The organism is Paenibacillus sp. VTT E-133291 (assembly GCF_002264395.1).
Lineage (GTDB): Bacteria > Bacillota > Bacilli > Paenibacillales > Paenibacillaceae > Paenibacillus_AQ > Paenibacillus_AQ nitricinens.
Window position 1 is genome coordinate 17163 of record NZ_NFVA01000019.1, and the last position, 21333, is coordinate 38495.

The 21333-nt window shown below is 44.3% G+C and carries 18 protein-coding genes and 1 riboswitch; of the genes, 1 reads left to right on the plus strand and 17 read right to left on the minus strand.

Translation table 11 applies throughout. The features are described from left to right. Positions 1-9 precede the first annotated feature (9 nt). The 16 genes from aroF to metA all read right to left on the minus strand — a co-directional run bounded on the left by aroF (position 10) and on the right by metA (position 18561). Positions 10-1056 carry a 3-deoxy-7-phosphoheptulonate synthase gene (aroF, locus tag CA598_RS10600; RefSeq protein WP_094876476.1) on the minus strand — a complete coding sequence of 349 codons (1047 nt, stop codon included), beginning with the start codon at positions 1054-1056 and terminating at the stop codon, positions 10-12. A 265-nt stretch (positions 1057-1321) separates the two neighbouring features. Beyond that, positions 1322-2278, minus strand: coding sequence for a 4-hydroxy-3-methylbut-2-enyl diphosphate reductase (locus CA598_RS10605; RefSeq protein WP_094876477.1), 957 nt, complete (start codon positions 2276-2278; stop codon positions 1322-1324). A 60-nt stretch (positions 2279-2338) separates the two neighbouring features. After that, a complete protein-coding gene (locus CA598_RS10610) occupies positions 2339-3793 on the minus strand; it encodes a sensor histidine kinase (RefSeq protein WP_094876478.1) in 1455 nt (484 codons plus the stop codon). Position 3794: 1 nt separating this feature from the next. Then, positions 3795-4484: a response regulator transcription factor gene (locus tag CA598_RS10615; RefSeq protein WP_094870519.1), complete on the minus strand. Its 690-nt coding sequence runs from the start codon at positions 4482-4484 to the stop codon at positions 3795-3797. 102 nt (positions 4485-4586) lie between these two features. Further along, positions 4587-6257: a S1C family serine protease gene (locus tag CA598_RS10620; protein ID WP_094870520.1), complete on the minus strand. Its 1671-nt coding sequence runs from the start codon at positions 6255-6257 to the stop codon at positions 4587-4589. A 652-nt stretch (positions 6258-6909) separates the two neighbouring features. After that, positions 6910-7563, minus strand: coding sequence for a response regulator (locus CA598_RS10625; RefSeq protein WP_042186223.1), 654 nt, complete (start codon positions 7561-7563; stop codon positions 6910-6912). A gap of 3 nt (positions 7564-7566) precedes the next feature. Beyond that, positions 7567-8643 carry a HAMP domain-containing sensor histidine kinase gene (locus tag CA598_RS10630; RefSeq protein ID WP_094876479.1) on the minus strand — a complete coding sequence of 359 codons (1077 nt, stop codon included), beginning with the start codon at positions 8641-8643 and terminating at the stop codon, positions 7567-7569. Beyond that, complete coding sequence (liaF, locus tag CA598_RS10635) at positions 8644-9726, minus strand: cell wall-active antibiotics response protein LiaF (protein ID WP_094870522.1); 1083 nt, start codon at positions 9724-9726, stop codon at positions 8644-8646. 238 nt (positions 9727-9964) lie between these two features. Then, entirely contained in the window at positions 9965-10108 is a 144-nt protein-coding gene (locus tag CA598_RS32255) for a hypothetical protein (protein ID WP_156113077.1), read from the minus strand. Between the two features lie 176 nt (positions 10109-10284). Next, a complete protein-coding gene (locus CA598_RS10640; RefSeq protein ID WP_256990454.1) occupies positions 10285-11130 on the minus strand; it encodes a 3D domain-containing protein in 846 nt (281 codons plus the stop codon). Between the two features lie 136 nt (positions 11131-11266). Further along, a complete protein-coding gene (gene thrS / locus CA598_RS10645; RefSeq protein WP_094876498.1) occupies positions 11267-13204 on the minus strand; it encodes a threonine--tRNA ligase in 1938 nt (645 codons plus the stop codon). A gap of 498 nt (positions 13205-13702) precedes the next feature. Continuing rightward, positions 13703-13873, minus strand: a complete 171-nt coding sequence (locus CA598_RS10650) for a type II toxin-antitoxin system antitoxin (RefSeq protein ID WP_042125648.1) — start codon at positions 13871-13873, stop codon at positions 13703-13705. A gap of 11 nt (positions 13874-13884) precedes the next feature. Then, positions 13885-14727 carry an SPFH domain-containing protein gene (locus CA598_RS10655; RefSeq protein WP_094870523.1) on the minus strand — a complete coding sequence of 281 codons (843 nt, stop codon included), beginning with the start codon at positions 14725-14727 and terminating at the stop codon, positions 13885-13887. 300 nt (positions 14728-15027) lie between these two features. After that, positions 15028-16164 (minus strand): cyclic dehypoxanthinyl futalosine synthase, encoded by a 1137-nt coding sequence (mqnC, locus tag CA598_RS10660; RefSeq protein WP_094876480.1) that lies wholly within the window; start codon positions 16162-16164, stop codon positions 15028-15030. Positions 16165-16431: 267 nt separating this feature from the next. Continuing rightward, positions 16432-17604: an aminotransferase class I/II-fold pyridoxal phosphate-dependent enzyme gene (locus CA598_RS10665; protein ID WP_094870525.1), complete on the minus strand. Its 1173-nt coding sequence runs from the start codon at positions 17602-17604 to the stop codon at positions 16432-16434. 36 nt (positions 17605-17640) lie between these two features. Then, on the minus strand, positions 17641-18561 hold the full coding sequence (gene metA, locus CA598_RS10670; protein ID WP_042186211.1) for a homoserine O-acetyltransferase MetA: 921 nt from the start codon (positions 18559-18561) through the stop codon (positions 17641-17643). Between the two features lie 114 nt (positions 18562-18675). Further along, a riboswitch (SAM riboswitch) is annotated at positions 18676-18806 on the minus strand. 399 nt (positions 18807-19205) lie between these two features. Here metA and corA point away from each other — a divergent pair. Beyond that, the gene (gene corA / locus CA598_RS10675) at positions 19206-20141 is read left to right on the plus strand and encodes a magnesium/cobalt transporter CorA (RefSeq protein WP_042125638.1); all 936 of its coding nucleotides are present in this window, start codon (positions 19206-19208) and stop codon (positions 20139-20141) included. 82 nt (positions 20142-20223) lie between these two features. Here corA and CA598_RS10680 read toward each other — a convergent pair whose 3' ends face one another. Next, positions 20224-21240, minus strand: coding sequence for an HRDC domain-containing protein (locus CA598_RS10680; protein WP_094876481.1), 1017 nt, complete (start codon positions 21238-21240; stop codon positions 20224-20226). Between the last annotated feature and the right edge of the window lie 93 nt (positions 21241-21333).

Genomic DNA, 21333 nt, shown 5'->3' on the forward strand with positions numbered 1-21333 from the left:
GCTTACATATTATAGCGCCGAAACTGTTTCTGGCGAAGTTGAAAACTTACGTCCAACAATTGGAGCAAGCCTTTCTAGATCCTTAAGCAGATTATCGAACTGTTCAGGGAATAACGATTGAACACCGTCACCTGTCATGGAATTGTCCGGATCTGTGTGCATTTCGATGATTAGACCATTCGCACCAGCAGCAACCGATGCTTTGGCCATAGGTTCAACTAATTCACGACGTCCAGTACCATGACTGGGGTCAGAGATTACCGGAAGGTGGCTTAAGCTTTGTAGAACCGGAATAGCCGATAGATCCAGTGTATTACGTGTATAAGTCTCAAATGTACGAATACCACGCTCACAGAGCATTACATCCTTATTTCCGCCGGCCAAAATGTACTCCGCTGCATTGAGCAACTCATCATAAGTTGCACTGAAGCCACGTTTCAAAAGGACCGGTCTTCCGCAAGTACTCAGCTTGCGCAGTAAATCAAAGTTCTGCATGTTCCGTGTACCTACCTGGAGGATATCCGCATGTTCTGCACAAATATCCACATACTCTGGTGTCATAACCTCTGTAATGGTTAACAAGCCATGACGCTTTCCTGCTTCAGCCATCATCGTCAAACCTTCTACACCTACTCCTTGGAAGCTGTAAGGACCTGTACGGGGCTTAAACGCGCCTCCACGCAGTACCTGAGCACCTGATGCTTTAACTAGACGAGCGATCTCATCAATCTGCTCTGGTGACTCCACAGCACAAGGCCCGCCCATGATTACCAGATTCTCGCCACCGATCTTTACACCCTTGATATCGATAATGGTATCCTCTGGGTGGAAATCACGGCTAGCTAGCTTGTAGGACTTGGAGATTTTCACGACGTTCTCCACACCCTTCATTTGCCGCAAATGCTCTGCAAGCTTAGGTGTGACACTTCCTACTAAACCGATAACGGTGTGATCTGCACCCTTGGAGAGATGTACCTGCAAGCCCTCTCTTTCGATAACTGCAATAATATCTTTAACCTGCTCTTCTGGCGTTTGATTGGATGTAATGACGATCATTTTAATAACTTCCTCTCTACACTTAAAATTTATAATAATTCCGCTAAATACACTCACACTACGACGCGTGTTCGCTTTTAAGCTTTTAAGCTTTTATGCTTTTAACCGATAAAGCGATTTTACTCTAAAAATCGTTTACCGTCAATCCTGTTTCCTGATTAATAAGATGAAACCGCTTGCTTCATATAAAAAAAAGCGCGTAACCTCGATAGACGAGGTTACGCGCTCTTGTTACAATTCAAATATATAAGTTCGCTTACAGCGATTATGATGTACTTGCACTCTTTTTCTTAACCGGAGGAAGTAGCTTCGCCATATTTACAGTACGTTTGATCTCCCATGTCTCAGGATTCTCGGAATCATACTGTTCCAAATAATGAATAACTTCTTTGGTAATTGGGGTAGGTGTAGATGCGCCAGAAGTAACACCCACAATATTTACACCCTTCAGCCAGTCTGTGTTCAGTTCAGACACATCAGAAATCCGATGAGCAGGAACTCCAGCAATTTCTTCCGACACCTGTGCCAGACGATTAGAATTGTTGCTTCGCGGATCACCAACGACAATCAATAGATCACACTGGCCCGCCTGCTCCGCTACAGCCTCTTGACGCACCTGAGTAGCCATACATATCTCATTATGCACTTCGGCACCCGGGAAGGTCTCTAGGAGCTTTTTCATGATATGTTTAATATCCCACTGGCTCATAGTAGTCTGATTCGTAATAACAATCTGTGAAGAAGGGATGGATAATGTGGCGATCTCATCTTCTTTTTCAATCAGATGCACATGCTCAGGAGCAATACCAACAGCACCTTCCGGTTCCGGATGGCCTTTCTTGCCGATATAAATGACCTCATAGCCATCATCTACTTTTTCCTGAATAAGATCATGGGTCTTGGTGACATCAGGACAGGTCGCATCAACCGTAGTCAATCCTTTATCCCTTGCCATCTTACGCACCTCAGGTGAAACCCCGTGAGCAGTGAATATAACAGTCCCACTGTCTACTTGATCTAGAATATCCAGACGATTATGACCGTCTAAGGTAATAATGCCATCGTCTTCGAACGAATTTGTGACATGACTATTATGAACAATCATGCCCAGTATATAAATCGGCCGGGGAAGATCGAGATTTTGCGCAGCCTGCCTTGCCATTACCATTGCATCGACGACTCCGTAACAGTATCCCCGGGGAGAAATTTTAATGACTTCCATGACTTCACCAACTTTCTGCTTTCGTTGACTTCTGTAATAGGACACACTTTAAATTATACCCTATTCCAGCGGCGGAGCAAAGAGAAGCGGAAGCCAGATCACAAAAGTAGTTCCCTCACCCTGACGAGTAACAACTTCCACAGACCCACCATGTTCGTCAATAATCCACTTCGCAATGGATAAACCAAGCCCAATCCCTTCTGTAATTCCACGTGATTCATCTGCACGATAGAAACGGTCGAAAATATATGGAACCTCATCTTTATCCATACCTATACCCGTATCGGTGATCCGAATACCAACCTGGTTCTGATAGAAAATCGTATCTAAACTCACCTCGCCAGAAGGTGTGTATTTAAAAGCATTGTCGATGAAAATAAACAACATTTGTTGTAAATAATCTTTATTCCCAACAACATATTTCCCATTTAAAGCAGACATATCTCCAGTAACCCACTCCGCTTGCCGAGGCAGGAAAGACGCCCGACGAGCAATCTCAGTCATCATTGGTTCCAATGCCACGGGTTCTATCTCGAAGGTTCGCCCTGTATCAGCACGCGCAAGAGAGAGCATATCCGCTACCAGTCGGCTCATCCGCTTAGACTCGTCCGCGATATCCTTCACCGATTCCATGGAGAGCTGGCGAATTTCAGCCTCGCTCATCTTCCCTTCACCCGGCTCCATCTCCCATACTTTTTGCAGCAGATCGATATTCCCGCGAATGGTTGTGAGCGGAGTCCGCAGCTCATGTGAAGCATCCGATACGAAACGACGCTGAGCCGCATACGAATCCTCAAGCTCTGTGTAGAATCCTTCCATACGCCCAAGCATACTGTTAACGGTCTCAATAAGTCTTCCTATTTCGTCTGGAGGTCCATCATATTCAATACGGGAGCTTAGGTCATTTCCCGTCTGAATCCCATTCGCAGCTTCAATTACTTTTCCAATGGGACTCATCGCTTTACGGGCCAGGAATAAACCAAAGGTAAATGCCGCGATCAAGGTAGCAAAAGAACCGACGAGCAATATATTTTTCAAACGCTCCAAGAGCTTACTCTGCTCACCCACATAAGCAGCGACTTGTAATACAGCAACTGGATTATTATTAAAATTCTCTATTTCTAAAGAAATAGGCATTTCGTAGATCAAAAACTGATTGCCGTCTACAACAACATTACGATATCCCTGTACAACCTTATCTTGAGCAGGATAATCAAACTGTAGGCCAAAATTAATCATGTTTGTCGACTGTGATAAGCTTTTGCTACCATAAGTATAAATCTGTGTATACATATTGGAATTTTCAGGACGTCTGACTCCTCCAAGCTTCAACTCACCATTGTAGCGATCAATACTAAACAAGGGTTTCGTCTGTTCAGCTTGCACTCTTAGTCGATCCTTCAAGTCCCCATACGTATTAAAATAGACAAAACCGTAAATTGCGGCTGATAAGGCCAGCAGCATAACGGCCAAAATCCCTGAATACCAAGCAGTCAGCCGCAATCTTATAGACATGTTAGTTGTCACCTCTTAGAATGTAACCGGCACCCCGGATCGTTTGAATGAGGCGTTTACCGCCATGCTCCTCCGTCTTTTGACGTAGCATAGCTATGTATACCTCAAGTACATTTGATTCACCGCTATAATCATAACCCCATATTTTATCCATAATCAGATCCCGCGAAAGCACCCGTTTCGGATTCTGCATAAAGAGATGCAGCAGCTCAAATTCCTTCGCTGTCAGTTCCAGTCTTTTACCGGCGCGTGTAACCTCCCGTGAATCTACATCTAAGGTAATATCCTCATAAGTAACCGCTTGCTCACTGCCGCCATTTTGTTCACTCTTACGTCGTAGTAATGCTCGTACACGTGCAAGTAATTCTTCCAGCGCAAATGGTTTAACTAGATAATCGTCCGCACCCAGATCAAGCCCTTTCACACGATGCTCAATTTCATCCTTGGCCGTAAGCATTAGAACAGGCACATTACTGCCTCCTTCACGCAAACGACGACAGACTTCAAATCCATCCACCTGAGGCATCATAACATCCAAAATCACCACATCCGGATCGCTGCTTAGGATTGCTCGTAAACCATCCGCTCCATTCACCGCAGTCTTTACATCGTAACCTTCAAAAGCTAGTCCTCGGCGAAGCATGGAAATAATTTTTTCATCATCATCAATGATTAGAATATTCGGTCGCATCAAGCAGCCCCCATTGTTTCTGTTTATTTATATTGTAGCAGTCATACCATGATTAGACAAAAACGGAAGGGTTGCCCCTTCCGCGTGATTCACCGTCCGGTGTTATCGTTGCTGACTTTGCCCAGTAGTCGTTGTATCAAAATCATTTTTGTTGCCGATTGTAACGGAAAGATCCAGCTTTTTACCATCACGCACCACATTCAGCGTTACTTTGTCACCGACTTTTAACGTTTGAATGAAAGCGATCAGATCTTGGTTTGTTGCATATTGCGTTCCATTTGCACCTGTAATGATATCGTAAGGGCGCAAATCAGCGGCATACGCTGGTGATTTAAAGATAATATCTGCAACGACAGATCCTTCTTTAATATCTGTGCCCATTTGCTTAGCAACTTCATCCGTAATCGTCATAAGTGTTGCACCAATAAATGGAACGGGTTCTTTTGGAATCGCTTGGTTCGCTTCCAGTTTATCTACGACTTCTTTTATCGTGTTCACAGCGATAGCAAAACCAATCCCTTGGGAATCCGTACTAACGGCTACGTTCATACCAATTACCTGTCCATTCATATTAAGCAGCGGACCACCAGAGTTACCTGGGTTAATAGAAGCGTCAGTTTGCAGCAAGTTCTTGTAGTTGCGTGTTCCACTACCATCTTCTTCATTAATATCGATGCTGCGTCCTTTTGCACTAAGAACACCAGAGGTTACTGTATGGTCGAAGCCTTGTGGGTTACCGATAGCAACCACTTCTGAACCTACTTTCAGACTATCCGAATCTCCCAGGGCAACTGTAGGGAAATCACTGTCTCCTTCAATCTTCAGAACGGCCAAATCCAGATCTTTGCTGGAACCTAGCAATTTCGCTTCGTATGGTTTCGTCACCCCATCCACTGTAACTTGGATGACATCGGCATTTTCAATGACATGCTGATTCGTCAAAATATATCCGGATTTCTCATAAATGAAGCCTGTTCCAATTCCATAAGGGATAAGCTGCGATGAGGAGTTTGAACCTGACTTCGAGTCCTGCTCATTTTGTGAAGAACCATTGCTGCCATATTGATCTCCGAAAAAGAATTGAGAAAACGGATCACTCAAATTCGGACTGGATGAACTTCCATTACGTGAACCGGACTTCACTAGCGTTTCAATTTTGACGACTGCTGGTCCAACCGCATCCACTACGCCAGTCACATCACGAGATCCTTTCACCAATGATGTAGTTGTAGTATTAGGTGTAGTACTAGCACTCTCATTCGTCGTCTTCGCCGTTCCATTCGATTCTGAGCTCGCAATGGTTGAAGCTGCATCTCCTGTGAACCAGTTGCCTCGATCTGCCATGAACATAGAACCTGAGAGAACGACCATACCCGCTAAGAAGGAAACAAATATTGTTTTCATTGAGCTTTTTGGTTTTTTATTAAACTGCCAGCCACCGCCACCTTCAGAACCGCCTCCGCCGTTTCCACCTCTTCCACCACCATTACCATCGAAGCCTGTACTGCGATATGAACTGTTATATGGAAGTTGTTTTACAGGCTGTGGAGGTGTAATCTCGACCCGCTCCGGCTCCATCCGGTTGTAATGCTGAGCACTTCCGTCAACGTTACTTTCATCTTTGTTCAATGATTTAAATGGTCCATAAGAATAGTAGTATGATGATCCGGATTCGGATGACTGATTATTATTGCTATTATGGTTATTATTGTCCCAATCCCGATCTGGTGCTGGTCCATTGTCACGATTAAAGTTGTTTTTGTTATCGTCCATGTTTATTTACCTCCTGCATCCTGTCGCCCGACAAGGATTAATTTGTTTTCTTGTTTCTTATTTTGTACTTTAAACCTTAAGGTCACATTAAAAACAATTTAAGCGGAGATAAAAGATATAGGCGAATAGACGGGATTAGGTATCAGAAGACACACCGCTGTTGGGCGGGACTGGGTTTCAGGCTACACCGCTCTTGAAATCATGTTCCTATGAATTGACCCTGCGGGTGGAACATGATTTCAAAGGCGGACGTAAACTTTCCGCTCTGATACCCATTCCCTAAGCAGGGAAGTAAAAAAGAAGCTCGGGCGCGGAAAACAACGCGGCCCGAACTTCCAACATACAACCTAGAACAAAACCCTAGAACGACGTCCATGAACGAAGTCCATGAACAAAGAACAAATAACGATCAATAGTTATAGGGAAAAACTCCCTATAATTAACCAAAAATCACAAGAAATCAAGATTTAAAGGGAATACCTCCCTATAATTCTCAGCATTATAGTTATTTATGAGAAAAACAAGAAATTTATACGGAGGATTTCCCTATAATCCTGTATACAAGCGTAAAACTCAAGTCTAAAGGGAAGTTTTCCCTATAACTTACTTTTAAGTCCCATAAACTACTCCAAATCATCTTAAACACCAATCCTTACCCCTGAGCCCAACCCTTCCGATGAGCATAAATTGCCAACTGGGTTCGATCATCCAGCTCGCATTTCATCAGCAGGTTGCTGACATGCGTCTTCACTGTCTTGATGCTGATATGTAGTTCCTCGCCGATGTCCTTATTGGTCTTCCCCTCAGCAATGAGCAGCAGGACTTCTTTCTCACGCTCCGTCAAACCGGAGGAATCGCCTTGTACGGTACGCTGGCGTATGCCACGCGTCAATGCTTGCGATACATCACCAGTCATGACTGGCATACCACGGAATGCGCCTTGCAGTGCATAGATCAGCTCCTCTGCTGACACGGTTTTGAGCACATAGCTGACTGCTCCAGCTTCGATAGCATCCACGACAAGATCATCCTCTAGGAAGCTGGTCAAGATAACGATTTTGAGACCGGGAAATTCTGACAGCACTGCACGAGTAGTCTCCACACCATTCATCACAGGCATCATCAGATCCATTAGTACGAGATCAGGCAAACCTTCATGTCCACCAGCACGCAGCATCTCCAGCGCTTCTTGTCCATTCGCTGCTTCACCTATAACCTCAAACGTCGGCTCCAGCATCAGATATGTTTTAAGACCCATCCGTACCATATCGTGATCATCTACGAGCAACACTCTTATGACACTCATGCTCTATTCCTCCTCGTCCTCTGTATCTGTTCCTAATGCTCTTGTTCTCTCTGACTCAGCATTCCCTTGTACAAACTTAGGGATATGTACGCGTATGGTCGTTCCCGCACCCTTACGGCTAATGATCTCCACTTGTCCACCCAGTTTCTCCGCACGTTCGCGCATGGTGGTAAGACCGTAGGAACCCTGTTTTTGCTGTATATGTTCAAAGCCTTGACCGTCGTCACTAATACTCAGAACAACCTGTCTAGCCCCTTCACGCAGCGATAGACTCACCAGTCTAGCCTCAGCATGCTTCACAATATTCGCCATTGCCTCCTGAATAATCAGGAACAGCTGATGTTCAATGGCCTCAGACAATTCTCCTTGCAGTTCAAGCTCCTTCATTCCTTTTAAGCCGTTCTGGCGGCAATAATCAGGGAACCATTTTTCCAGTGCTTCGAAAAGATTCCTGCCTTCCAGCTCCACCGGTCGCAACTGTGCAATGAGCGCTCTCATCTGCTTTTGTGCCATCTGTGACATGGCAATTAACTGATCCATTACTAATTGACCTTGAGCTTCATTGACCTTCAGCACTTTAGGCAGCGAAGAAGCCGACATATGGATGGCAAAAAGCTGTTGGCTCACCGTATCGTGCAAATCCCGGGCCATACGCCTTCTTTCCTCCAACACCGCAGTCTCCGCTGCCTGTTCCTTCTCAATAACCTCTTGTTCACCCAAACGCTGAAGAAGCTGCATCTTGTTCTCAACCGTATCCATCATGACATTAAATTCATGGTATACTCTCGCAAAAGACTGGTCATCACTCTCTGGCATACGTACGGACAGATTCCCTTTTGCCACCTGCAGCATATTTAGATCCAGATGATCAATCCGCCGCTGAATGCGCTGACCTGCCATATAGCCGATTACAACAGTGAACAACACGATTCCAAGACATAAATATAGCCACATGCGATAATCCATTACTTCGATATACCCAAGGCAAGTGCCTGCATACATCAACCCGGCGCTAACGGCTCCAGTGAGCAAAAAGTAAAACAACAACAACCATTTGGTATTACTGAAGATTGTTCCCATCTAACCCACCGTTTTAACTTTAATGTCACCTATAAAAGCACTTACGTTAATGCGGACTTTTTTGCCCGCTTCTTTATAATAAGGTGTTTTGCATTGCACACTGCTCATAAATCCACTACGTGATTGATCCAGTACTTCCATATCACCGATAAAAGAACTGCTGTTCACTGAGATCCCAAGATCCATATCATTCGGAATGTACACCTTGATATCGCCGATAAAAGCGGAAATATTAATCTTCGTCTCGCCATAAGCAATTTGTGCGTTCGTCAGATCCAAGACAGTATCACCTATAAACTGCGAGACATTCGTGTTCTTCAGTTGGAAATGCTCGCGCCCCATGTGGACATCCCCGATAAAAGCAGAGCGATTGGTCGACTCCTTGCTACCCTTTACCTCATGGAACTCCTCATGCCATTCCCCATGTCTTCTAGCGTGACGCTCATGACGTTCCTGACGTCTGCGCTCATGGCGCTCCTGTTTCTCCTGCCAACGTGATTCTGCGGTGGATTTATAAGCTCCCGTTTCGTCCTCGTCGTCTTCTTCATCTTTTTGAAGATTGATATTCCAGTCTCGCTGACCAGAAGGTTTGCCGAATTTCTGCTCGAATTGTTCATCTAATGTGGAATCCAGCGGCTTTGGCGGTTCTACATCCAGTGAGCTTTTTCCTGGAGGAAAGTAATCAGGTGGTGATGGTGGAGCAGGCGGCACCGGTGGTACAGAACCTGAACCTCGTGGTTTGAAAATTACATAAAGACCGCCGCCAATCAACATGATTGGAATAAACATTTTGAAAAAATCCCCGGCTGAGATATCGAACCAGTCCAAATTTCGTCCGAGGAAGAACACTCCGATCGCCAGAAAGAATAAACCGCCGATAGGTGAAGATCCACCTTTTTGATGTTCGTCGCCCGTACCCAGAAGTTGCTTCATCCCCATGAGGATCAAAATAACAGGCCAATAATTTGAGATCAAATAACCTAAGCTAAAATCGGTGTAACCCAATTGTCTAAGTAGAAACATGGCTCCAATCCCTATCAGGATCAAGCCGCCAAAAATCTGACTTGTGAACCTTCTTTTCATATTCCATTTCCCCTTTAAATTAGTGGAACGCTCTCTTCTTCAATCTTATAGCCTTAGTCTACAGGAAGGAAGCACTCATAAACAGCGGCGAGAGAAGGAACTTCCACTCAGTCTCTAGACGGAGACGATTGGGATATTATTCTATATAGTACTATAAATATGAAAAAAGACCGTCCCTCAGTTATAAACTGATCTGGGACAGTCTCTTTATTCAACAGTCTTCTGCTTCAGAAGCGCATTATTGTTGCGGTTTCTGAGCTGGTTTAGAAGTATTTCCACTTTGCTTAGTAGCGCCGTCATTTTCAACAGCAAACTCAGCATTGTATTTTTCATTCGGTGTTTTGTAATTTTCTTGAACTTTAGATTTTTTATTATTAGCCACGGAATTCACCTCCCTTATCCCTTATGCAGCATAGATAATGCTTACTAAGAGAACATCTCGGATGAGGCTAATGCTCTGCCCCAGTCCGTATTATGGCAAGGTGATGTCACTATTATGCATGACCAAGTGAAGTTAAGTTCAATCCACCAAATTCATTGAAGTTTAACCGCTATATCTTAAATGGATTCTTCCAGCAGGGATTGCGGTACAGCATTATAGGTCTCAATCGCCTGAGTAAGCTTCTTCAGCATCACTTCTGTACATGTACCGTTTCCTCGCTTAATGAGCTGAACTACAACTGATTTTTTGCCCCATTCCTTATATACCTGCTTCGTAGTAGCAAAATACAAATCAATCTTCCGCCCTTTAATGGCAGATCCTGTATCAGCAACGATGCCGTATCCATAACCTGGTATATAAAGTATACTCCCTAACGGGATTACCTTAGGGTCAGCAGCAATGGTCGAGACTGTATTCTTATCTCTACGTACTTTCACACCTGAATAGGTGATTCCGTATTCGGGATGTTTAGACGTTTTACCCGTAGATTCATAACCCGCAGTATAACCCGTCGCCATCACCTTCATTGAAGTGATGATCTGATCAGGAGCTGGTGCAGCTACAGGAACAGAATTCGGCGATTTTGAAGAGCCTTTGCCCCCACTCCCTTTGGTAATCGGAGCTTTAGTGCTCTGTGGTGACTTTGTAGCTTCTGGTTTATTTTTTGTTGTCGCAGGAACGATTGGTATACTGGAATGCGGCTCATTTGAGAACAAAGTAGCACGGCCAGTGGTGAGAATAGCTTGCTGTTCTTTGGTTCTCATAGAAACAACATTTGCCTGAGTATGCTGCAACTCGCTCGTTGGTAATTTGCTAATATCTGTGTGCTGTAACGTGTCTTCTGTCCCATTGGCCACAACCGCTTGATGCTTGGATTCAGGAATAATACCCGCAGCAGTCAGCAGTAGGACTATTGTGACGAAAAGACACCAAAACCTCTGAAATATACCCATTTTGTTCATGTGATAAACCTCCCCCTTATTAGCGAAGGTTTCCCGATTCACAAAATTTTATACATGAGGATCCATTTCCAGATCCTCATGGGCATATGACAGAGGTCATTATTAACGTGCTTTTAGTGTGAATGATTTCAAGTCATTAGGAGATTACACGGTCTGCAATTTCCTGAGACAGCAGCTCAATGACTTCTTGAAGCGGCTTAGCTCCAATATCGCCTTCCCCACGTTTGCGGATGGAAACTGTCTGAGCATTCATTTCATTCTCGCCGACTACGAACATGTATGGCAGCTTCTCCAGCTGTGCTTCACGGATCTTATAACCCAGCTTCTCATTGCGCAGATCTGGCTCAGCAGAGATCCCACGACGGCGCAGCTTGTCCGTAACTTCCTTAGCATAATCGTCGAAGGCAGTGGATACTGGAATAACTTTAACTTGCTGTGGAGACAACCAAAGCGGCAGTGATCCCGCAAAGTTCTCTAACAAGAAAGCAACAAAGCGCTCCATAGTCCCTAAAATACCACGGTGCAGAACGACTGGACGGTGTTTCTGACCATCGTCGCCGATATATTCAAGTTCAAAGCGTTCAGGCAGCAAGAAGTCGATCTGTACAGTGGAGAGCGTTTCTTCTTTGCCTAATACAGTCTTAATCTGAACATCCAGCTTTGGACCGTAGAAGGCAGCTTCGCCTTCTGCTTCGTAGAATGGAAGACCAGCTTCTTCTACAACTTCACGCAGCATTCGCTGTGCAGTTTCCCACATTTCGTCATTCGCGTAATATTTCTCAGTATCCTTAGGATCACGATACGACAACCGGAAACGGTAGTCATTAATACCAAAGTCACTGTAAACCTGTTTAATCAACTCGATTACACGAATAAACTCGCCTTTAATTTGGTCCAGACGGCAGAAAATATGGGAGTCATTAAGAGTCATCGAACGTACACGGTGTAAGCCAGTCAATGCGCCTGACATTTCATAACGGTGCTGGATACCAAGCTCAGCAATACGGATCGGCAGATCGCGGTAGCTGTGCATCGAGCTCTTATAAATCATCATGTGATGCGGGCAGTTCATTGGACGAAGAACAAACTCTTCATTATCAATAGTCATTTTAGGGAACATGTCCTCTTGATAGTGCTCCCAGTGTCCAGAAGTTTTATATAGTTCAACATTACCGAGAACCGGAGTATATACATGCTGGTATCCTAGACTTGCTTCCAAATCCACAATGTAACGTTCCAGAATACTGCGCAGTTTAGCACCCTTAGGCAGCCAGATCGGCAAGCCTTGACCTACCAATTGATTAAATGTAAAGATTTCAAGCTCTTTACCCAGCTTACGGTGGTCGCGTTTCTTCGCTTCTTCAAGCAGACGAAGATGCTCATCGAGCTGTGCTTTTTTGATCCAAGCTGTCCCGTATACGCGCTGAAGCATTTTATTCTTGCTATCGCCGCGCCAGTAAGCACCAGCTACATTCATCAATTTAAAGACTTTGATCTTAGAAGTTGACGGTAAGTGTGGTCCACGGCACAAGTCGAAGAATTCGCCTTGTTCATAGATCGAAATTACACTATCTTCAGGCAATGCTTCGATTAGTTCAAGTTTGTAAGGATCACCTAGCTCACCGAATATTTGGAGCGCTTCCTTACGGCTAACTTCCTTACGTACAATTGGAAGGTTCTCAGAGATAATGCGATCCATTTCTTTTTCAATCTTTAGCAGATCCTCAGGATTAAGCGGATGTTCCAAATCCATATCGTAGTAGAAGCCATCTTCGATAACTGGACCTACACCAAGCTTAACTTCCTTTGTTCCATACAAACGTCTTACAGCTTGTGCCATCAAGTGGGCAGTACTGTGACGCATAACTTCCAAGCCTTCTGGTGAATCCAAAGTTACGATTTCTATCAAAGCGCCTTCCTCAAGCGGAGTGGACAGATCCACGACAATACCATTCAATTTCCCTGCCACCGCATTCTTGCGAAGTCCACTACTAATAGAAGCCGCTACATCATCAATATTACTACCTTCTGCGTATTCCCGAACAGAGCCGTCCGGAAGTTTAATACTTACCATTTTAATTTCCTCCTTCATTTCCTTAAGCCAAACAACAATTTTAAATTTTTCGAAACGGAAATATCCACGCATACAAAAAACGCCCGTCCCGCAAAGGGACGAGCGATTGCACCCGTGGTTCCACCCAAATTCGATTCTCTCAATCCGCTCTTAAAGCAGAATCGAGTCAGAATCCTTCGTAAGCATGGAATAACGACCATGAACCGGCGGTTCTTACTATCCCATTTCAGGGAATTCATAACCGCAGCTACAAAGGGGTAAATCGATAGTAGGATACCGGAGGAAATTACAGCCCATGTTCCCTCTCTCTGATACGGTCCAGAACAATCCATTCATATCTTTGTCAAAGCTGTTAACGTGAATTATGGAGTAATTATAAATCTGTCCTCTCTGACAGTCAAGTCTGTAGAGGGGGCAAAATTTTGTAAACCGCAGAAACAGTCACCTACACAGACAGTTCTACATCCAGGCAACTGCGCTAGAACTGTCCTTAACAGGCTACTCTTCTCGGCGTTTCCTTTCAGGTAAGCGGCCTGCACGTTTCAAAGACTCACGCAGCAAGTATTCGATATGTCCGTTTACACTGCGAAATTCCTCTCCCGCCCAACGTTCCAACGCCTCATGCAGATCCGGATCGATCCGCAATGGAAAGCTTTTCTTGGCCGCCATGATGCACCGCCTTAATACAACGAGCCGGCGTTAATGACCGGACTCGCTCCGCGCTCCGACACGATCGCCACCATCAGATTATTGATCATGGCCGCTTTACGTTCTTCGTCAAGCTCCACTACACCACTCTCTTTAAGCTGTTTAATTGCCATATCGACCATGCCAACTGCACCTTCAACAATAATTTGACGAGCAGATAGAATGGCAGAAGCTTGCTGCCGCTGCAACATGGTGCTGGCGATTTCTGTTGAATAAGCCAAATGTGTAAGCCGGGCTTCAATGACTTCTACGCCAGATAAGGACAAGCGCTCTTGAAGCTCAGTCGCTAACTCTTTAGCAATTTCATCTGCATTGGCACGCAGGGACATCCCAGATTCATTGAAGTTATCATAAGGGTATTTGCTGGCTACATGACGCAGCGCCGTTTCACTCTGAATCTCTACGAAAGCCATGTATTTATCTACATCAAAGAGGGCTTTAGCGGAGTTAATCACCTTGAAGACGATTACTGCAGCAATTTCAATCGGATTACCTTCGACATCATTGACCTTAAGCTTCACACTGTTAAAGTTACGAACGCGTAGGGAAACCGTCTTACGAACGCTGAACGGAATGACTGCAAACAATCCACTCGTTGCGATAGTCCCAATATATTTACCAAAAAAGGTAACTACAACTGACTTATTAGGTTGTACAACCGTAATACTTGTACTTAACACTACCGCTACAACGAATAGAATGACCGATACTGCGACATACTCCTGAACAGCACCGTAAATTCCACCCCCCAAACAAACTGCAATCAATGCAATAACCCAAAATCCGCTGATAGGACGAAGCGTTTTCTCCTTCATAAAAAGCACCCCCATAAGATATTCTTTTGATATGATTATGATATCACTTTTGGATAATAATGTGTATACAGAAATGTAATAATATAATGAATTTATGTTCACAGATCCCTAACCTTCATTTTCAAGGCGTACCCAACACCAAGCTTCGATTGCGTAGAAGACATAACTAGGGAAGATTCAGCCATGTTCTGCAATGAGGCTGGCTAACGATCTAAATCTTAACCTTACAAAAAAAACGCTTGCTGCTCAATCATCCACTAAACGGATTAACGAGCAACAAGCGTTAAATTGATTTATATATTAGTTCTGCATGATGAAATCATTAGCAATTTTCGCATTCGGGTCATCGAACACGCGCAGAATATCGTAGCGTGTATTCCGCTGTGCCGGGATTTTGCCTGCTTCGCGGATCAATTGAGTAATTGACTCGATGTTGACCTTGTAGGTCGCACCCGCGGAAGATACTACGTTTTCTTCAATCATTGTACTGCCGAAATCGTTGCAGCCATATTGAAGGGAAAGCTTGCCGACCTCTGGTCCCATTGTTACCCAAGAGGATTGGAAGTTCTTAATGTTGTCTAGAACAAGGCGACTAATGGCTACCGTCTTCAGGTATTCGTCAGGCGTTTGTCTATCCAGCTTCAGGTTGGTATTGTCCGGTTGGAATGTCCAAGAGATAAAGGCCAAGAAACCCTCTGAATCGTATTTGTTGGCAATACACTCGTCCTGAGCCTCACGCACACGAAGTAAGTGCAGTGCCCGTTCTTCCATACTCTCACCAAGTCCAATGACCATCGTAGCTGTCGTATTCATACCGATCTTATGCGCTGTCTGCATTACGTCCATCCACTCGCGCCATGAGCCTTTAAGTCGGCTGATCTTGCGGCGTGTACGATCATCGAGAATTTCCGCTCCCCCACCTGGTAATGAATCCAGGCCAGCAGCATGGATTTCACGCACAACTTCTTCGAGCGATAATCCAGATACTTCTTTCATCTTCATAATCTCAGCAGGAGAGAAGGAATGCATTGTAATCTCAGGAAAACGTTGCTTAATTCCGCGAAGTATATCGGTATAATAGCTGAAAGGAAGATTTGGGTTCGTACCGCCTTGCATCAGTATTTCTGTACCATTTACAGCGATAGTCTCAGCAATTTTTTGGTAAATCGTCTCATCCGGCAGTACATATCCCTCATCAGAGCCCGGTCTGCGATAAAATGCGCAGAAACGACAGTAGACATCACATACATTCGTATAGTTAATATTACGACCAATTACAAACGTGGCCATCGGGTCTGGATGCCAGCGTTCCATTATGGTGTTTGCAGCTGCACCCATTTTCTCAATTTCGTTGCTCTCGAACAGTCGGATGGTATCTTCCAATTGAAGACGTTCACCCCGTAGGGCTTTGTCCAAAATAAGATCTATCGCACTCATCGTTCGCATCCTCCTTCTAAACCCTTAGGGGTATGATAGAATCACAAAATTACAGGAAGAAAAAACGTTGTCTCTTTTTCAAGATGACAACCCTTTCTCATACAATTGAACAGTTCATTTCCTCATCGTATCACAATCTGAACAGCTTGAAAAATGCTTTTACATTCTTCGCAAATTCCCATCCAGAAGAAAAGCAGCATCGCACTTAGCGATACTGCTAGTTATACTCTATTTTTCCACTAACACTTGAGTGAACATCTCTTGCTGTTACTCGGGGTCAATTTCTGTCTTAGCAGCTTCCAGGGCGTGGCCAAGATCAGCAATCAAATCCTCTGCATGTTCAATACCGACGGAGAAACGCAGCAATCGGTCATCTACCCCCACAGCATTTCGAATCTCCACTGGAATATCAGCATGCGTTTGTACAGCCGGATAAGTCATAAGTGACTCTACGCCGCCAAGGCTCTCTGCGAATGCAATCAGACGAATATGACGAAGAAGCGGCTCCACGTATCTGGCATCTTTTAATTTGAAAGAAAAAATACCGGTATTGCCTGAAGATTGGCGATTCTGGATTTCATGTCCTGGATGATCCGGCAATCCTGGATGGAACACTTCCGCAACCGCTGGATGCTCTAATAAGTATCGAGCAATCGCTAGTGCATTGCTCTCATGACGCTCCATACGCAGCGCCAATGTCTTCAAGCCTCTCATCAACTGATAACTGTCTGTTGGTCCAAGTACAGCTCCAATAGAGTTATGTAGAATAGCTATTTCAGCTGATAATTCTACACCCTTGGATACAATTAGGCCTGCCAGTACATCATTATGACCACCCAAATACTTAGTAGCGCTATGAACTACAATATCCGCACCTAATTCTATAGGCCGTTGGAAGAATGGAGTCAGCAGGGTATTATCTACAATGCTAAGTAACCCATGGTGACGTGCCCAAGTGCATACAGCTTCAATATCCGTGATCATCATAAGTGGATTCGTTGGCGTTTCAATAAATACAGCTTTCGTATTTGGACGACGTGAAGCTTCCAGTGCATCCAAATCATTCGTGTCTACATAAGAAGCAGTGATTCCAAACTTGGACATAATCCGTTCCAACAAACGATAGGTACCGCCGTAAAGATCCAGCGAAACGATCAAATGGTCGCCTTGAGCGAACAAGGTAAGCACCGTTTGTATCGCTGCCATCCCTGAGCTACAAGCAAATCCTGCATCTCCAGATTCCAGTTCCGCAGCTGCATTCTCAAGTACTGAACGGGTCGGACTCTTGGTGCGGCTATAATCAAACCCTGTGCTCTGACCGAGTTTTGGATGACGAAATGCCGTTGCATTATAAATTGGAAAATTAATTGCTCCAGTGGCTGGATCTTCTTGAGAACCTATTTGAGCCAGTCTACTTTCAATCCTAAGTTTGTCATCCATGATTAATGCCTCCTAATTTATATTGTAGCGTTATTATTAATAAACAATCGGGTCGATATCATAAGGCGTTTCTTGATATACATAGTAATTGAGCCAGTTAGAGAATAATAAATTGGCATGCGCACGCCATACTGCTGGAGGTGTACGTTCTGGATCATCTTTAGGGAAGTAATGTTTCGGCAAAGCCATCTCCATCCCTCTAGACACATCACGGTCATATTCCCATTTCAAGGATAGAGGATCATATTCGGAATGTCCGGTCACAAATATTTGTTTTCCGTCGTTTGTAGCCACTAGATACATACCAGCTTCTTCGGATTCCGCCAGAATCTGCAGATCTGGATTATTCTCAATATCTTCACGGGAGACATCGGTATGACGAGAGTGTGGTACATGGAACACCTCGTCAAAGCCGCGCAACAGTTTAATGTTATTTTGATTAATCGTATGAGGGAAGACGCCAAAACATTTCTCAGGCAATGCCACTTTACGAACACCAAAATGATGATATAAGCCTGCCTGTGCCGCCCAACAAATATGCATAGTTGAAGTCACATTGTCCTTGCTCCATTCAAAAATCTCTTTCAGCTCTTCCCAATACGATACTTCCTCGAACTCCATTTGTTCTACAGGAGCACCTGTAACGATTAAACCATCCAAACGGCGGTGGCTGATCTCGTCAAAGGTTTTGTAAAAGCTCTTCAAATGTTCCGCAGAAGTATTCTTGGAAATATGGGAACGCGGATGCAATAAAGTAACATCAACTTGTAGTGGCGAATTTCCAATTAAACGCAGCAATTGAGTCTCTGTCGTCTCTTTAGTCGGCATGAGGTTCAGAATAGCAATCCGTAGTGGACGGATATCCTGATGGAAAGCCTGACTTTCGTCCATCACAAAAATATTTTCTCCGGATAGTACTTCTTTCGCCGGTAAACTGTCGGGAATTTTAATTGGCATTGTCTTTCCACTCCTTAGCTGAATTTAGTTGTTTTGCCGCACTGCGGCTTGCTGAACAATAAAAAGACCTTCCTCGGAAATCGAGAAAGGTCATATCTACAGTCATATGCGCCTCTCTCATCTGCCAGAATATTCCTGAAGACGATTAGACGTCTGCAGAAATTCCGCAAGAATTAGCACCGTGCGTTTACACGCCGGTTGCCGGGTTTCATAGGGCTAGTCCCTCCACCTGCTCTTGATAAGATTTAGCTGTATTCAATTAAATTACTTTAAAATTCACTTTAAATCATGAACCTCCTTTTCGTCAAGTCCATACAATGCTGAAGAAGCCTCAAAATCACAATAAATTTGCTTGAAAGAGGCATACTCCGTTGTTATACTAGACAAGTATTTCATACCTGAACGAAAAGAAGAGGTGAGAAGAAGAATGGAAGGCGACCCGAGCTCGCAAATATGTGTACAGAATGAGCAACCACACAGGATAATCATCAGCTTGCCGGCGGCGGGAGCAGTTCTTCTTCATGCCCTCGAAACGTCATTTGGCCCTATGTATTGATTGTAACGCCCGGCCAAGCTGATTTTTTTCTCTGTGCTTAATTTAGCAGTCCCTAGTGAAGACCTGGGGATAGGAGGAGTGAAATCAGATGAAAATCCGGCTGGTGAATGCAGGGGTTTTTACACCTATTGATGAAATTGATGAAACACTAACACCCCCAACGGAAGGGTTCTATTGGATTGACGCCGATGTTGAGGATTTGGAGCTGCTTCAGCCCTTATTCAACCTACATGATCTTGCTGTTGAGGATTGCCTTAGCGAAGAGGATCAGCGTCCGAAGATCGAAATATACGAAAGTCACTACTTTATAGTTGTAAATAGCATCCGCTTTGACGATGAAGAAATTTTCCTACGGGCGCTCAATGTATTCCTTGGAAGACATTACATCATCACTGTCACGAAGCAAAAGATCAATGAACTACGAATCCTGAAGCCTATGCTCTGGGAGCAAGAAGTAAGTGAACCGGATATGTTCCTTTACTTACTAATTGACCTTGTCGTGGATAACTATTTCTCCGTCGGCGACCGAATTGAAGCTCGGATTGAGAAGCTGGAAGAAGATATTCTCATGCATACCAAGAAGTCACATCTCAGTGAAATTATCGGTCTGCGAAGTGAAATTCTATGGTTGAAGAAAATGCTGGGGCCACAAAAAGAAGTAATCAATACCCTAAATAAAAAAGACCTCCGTCTGATTGATGATCAGCTGCAGAAATATTTTAGCGACATTTATGAAAATGCGGTTAAAATATCTGAAACCTTTGAGACATATCGCGATCTCATGGGCAACTTACGAGAGGCATACCAATCCAGTATCGCCAACCGTGCGAATGAAATTATGAGAGTGTTTACTGCGATCACAACAATATTCATGCCCCTGACCGTAATTACCGGAATATACGGTATGAACTTTGATCATATGCCTGAGCTTCATACAAAATATGGCTATTATGGCGTTATAGGTGTTATGTTGACGTTAGGCTGTGGGATGCTGTATGTTTTCCGTAAGAAGGAATGGCTATGAAACGAACCGGACGAATAAGCAAGACGAAGGCCCTGTAACCGAAAGGTATAAGGAAGCCTTCGTCTTTTTGGTTTGCGCGAATTTAAAAACTGGTCGCCATGCCCACTTTATGCGTTTGCTCCCGGCGGAAACGGATGCGGATCAATCGCAGACGCTCATAATAAATATCCAATCCTTCAGCAGCGGAAAAATCGTCACCATACACCTTATGTAACACCGGTTTTAGGAAAAGGTCTCCAAGCTCCTCATAGGCATTCCATATCGCATCCTGCTCATGCTGCGGCATATTGCCAAGCTCTACATGGATCATCTTCTCGACGGAATAACCCTCTCTTTCTAGCTCCTCTACCGCTTCAATCAGTTCACGCCGGTTCACTCCACTGTTCACCTTAAGCTGTTCCAAGCCCAATCCATTCTCGATCCCCTGTAACATAATCCTCCGCAAGCGCAATCGTTCTAGCTGCTTCTTATATTTGACCTCTTTCTGTTTATAAAGCCAAGATATGAAAGACTCCTCTTCAATTACTTCATATACCCAATTTAGAGGGAAGGAATGTTCCCTTGCCACCGCAGTAGTTATAGCCAGCCAATCGGCCCCAAACTGTGCTACCTTGCCTTCTCCTACACCAGGAATTTGCATCAGTTCCTCTGGCGTATGCGGTAGAAATGTACTTAACAAGCGCAATAGACGATTGCTGGCGAGAATATAGGGTGCCTTCCGTTCACTCGAAGCCTTACCACGGCGCCAAGCACATAACTCTTCATAAATGGCTTCATTCCCATAATGTTCACTGTAATATTGAAGCTTCAGCTGCTCCTGATTACGTCCGCTAAGACTATCCTCCTCGTGGAATATCCCATCGATTAAGGGTCGATAGCCATCTCCCATCTTCACCGCTAGCTCATGCCTGTATACACAGAGCATTTCATTCCAAGATCCACCTTCATACCATAAATTCTCAATGTAATTCTCCCCTCCTGAAAAATCACGCCAGCCCAGACTCCAGATCCCCTCTTCCTCTCCAATCCACAGCTGGGCGTACACCTCTTGATCCACTCCAGATATTCTGGATAAACGGTTCATAAATACAATTTGCATATTCATCCCTACCTTTCTCAACTTACAGCAAGCACAATAACCTTCCGGGAAGAGCTTCCTTCGGAGCGAACAAATCCTTTCGCAATCAGACCC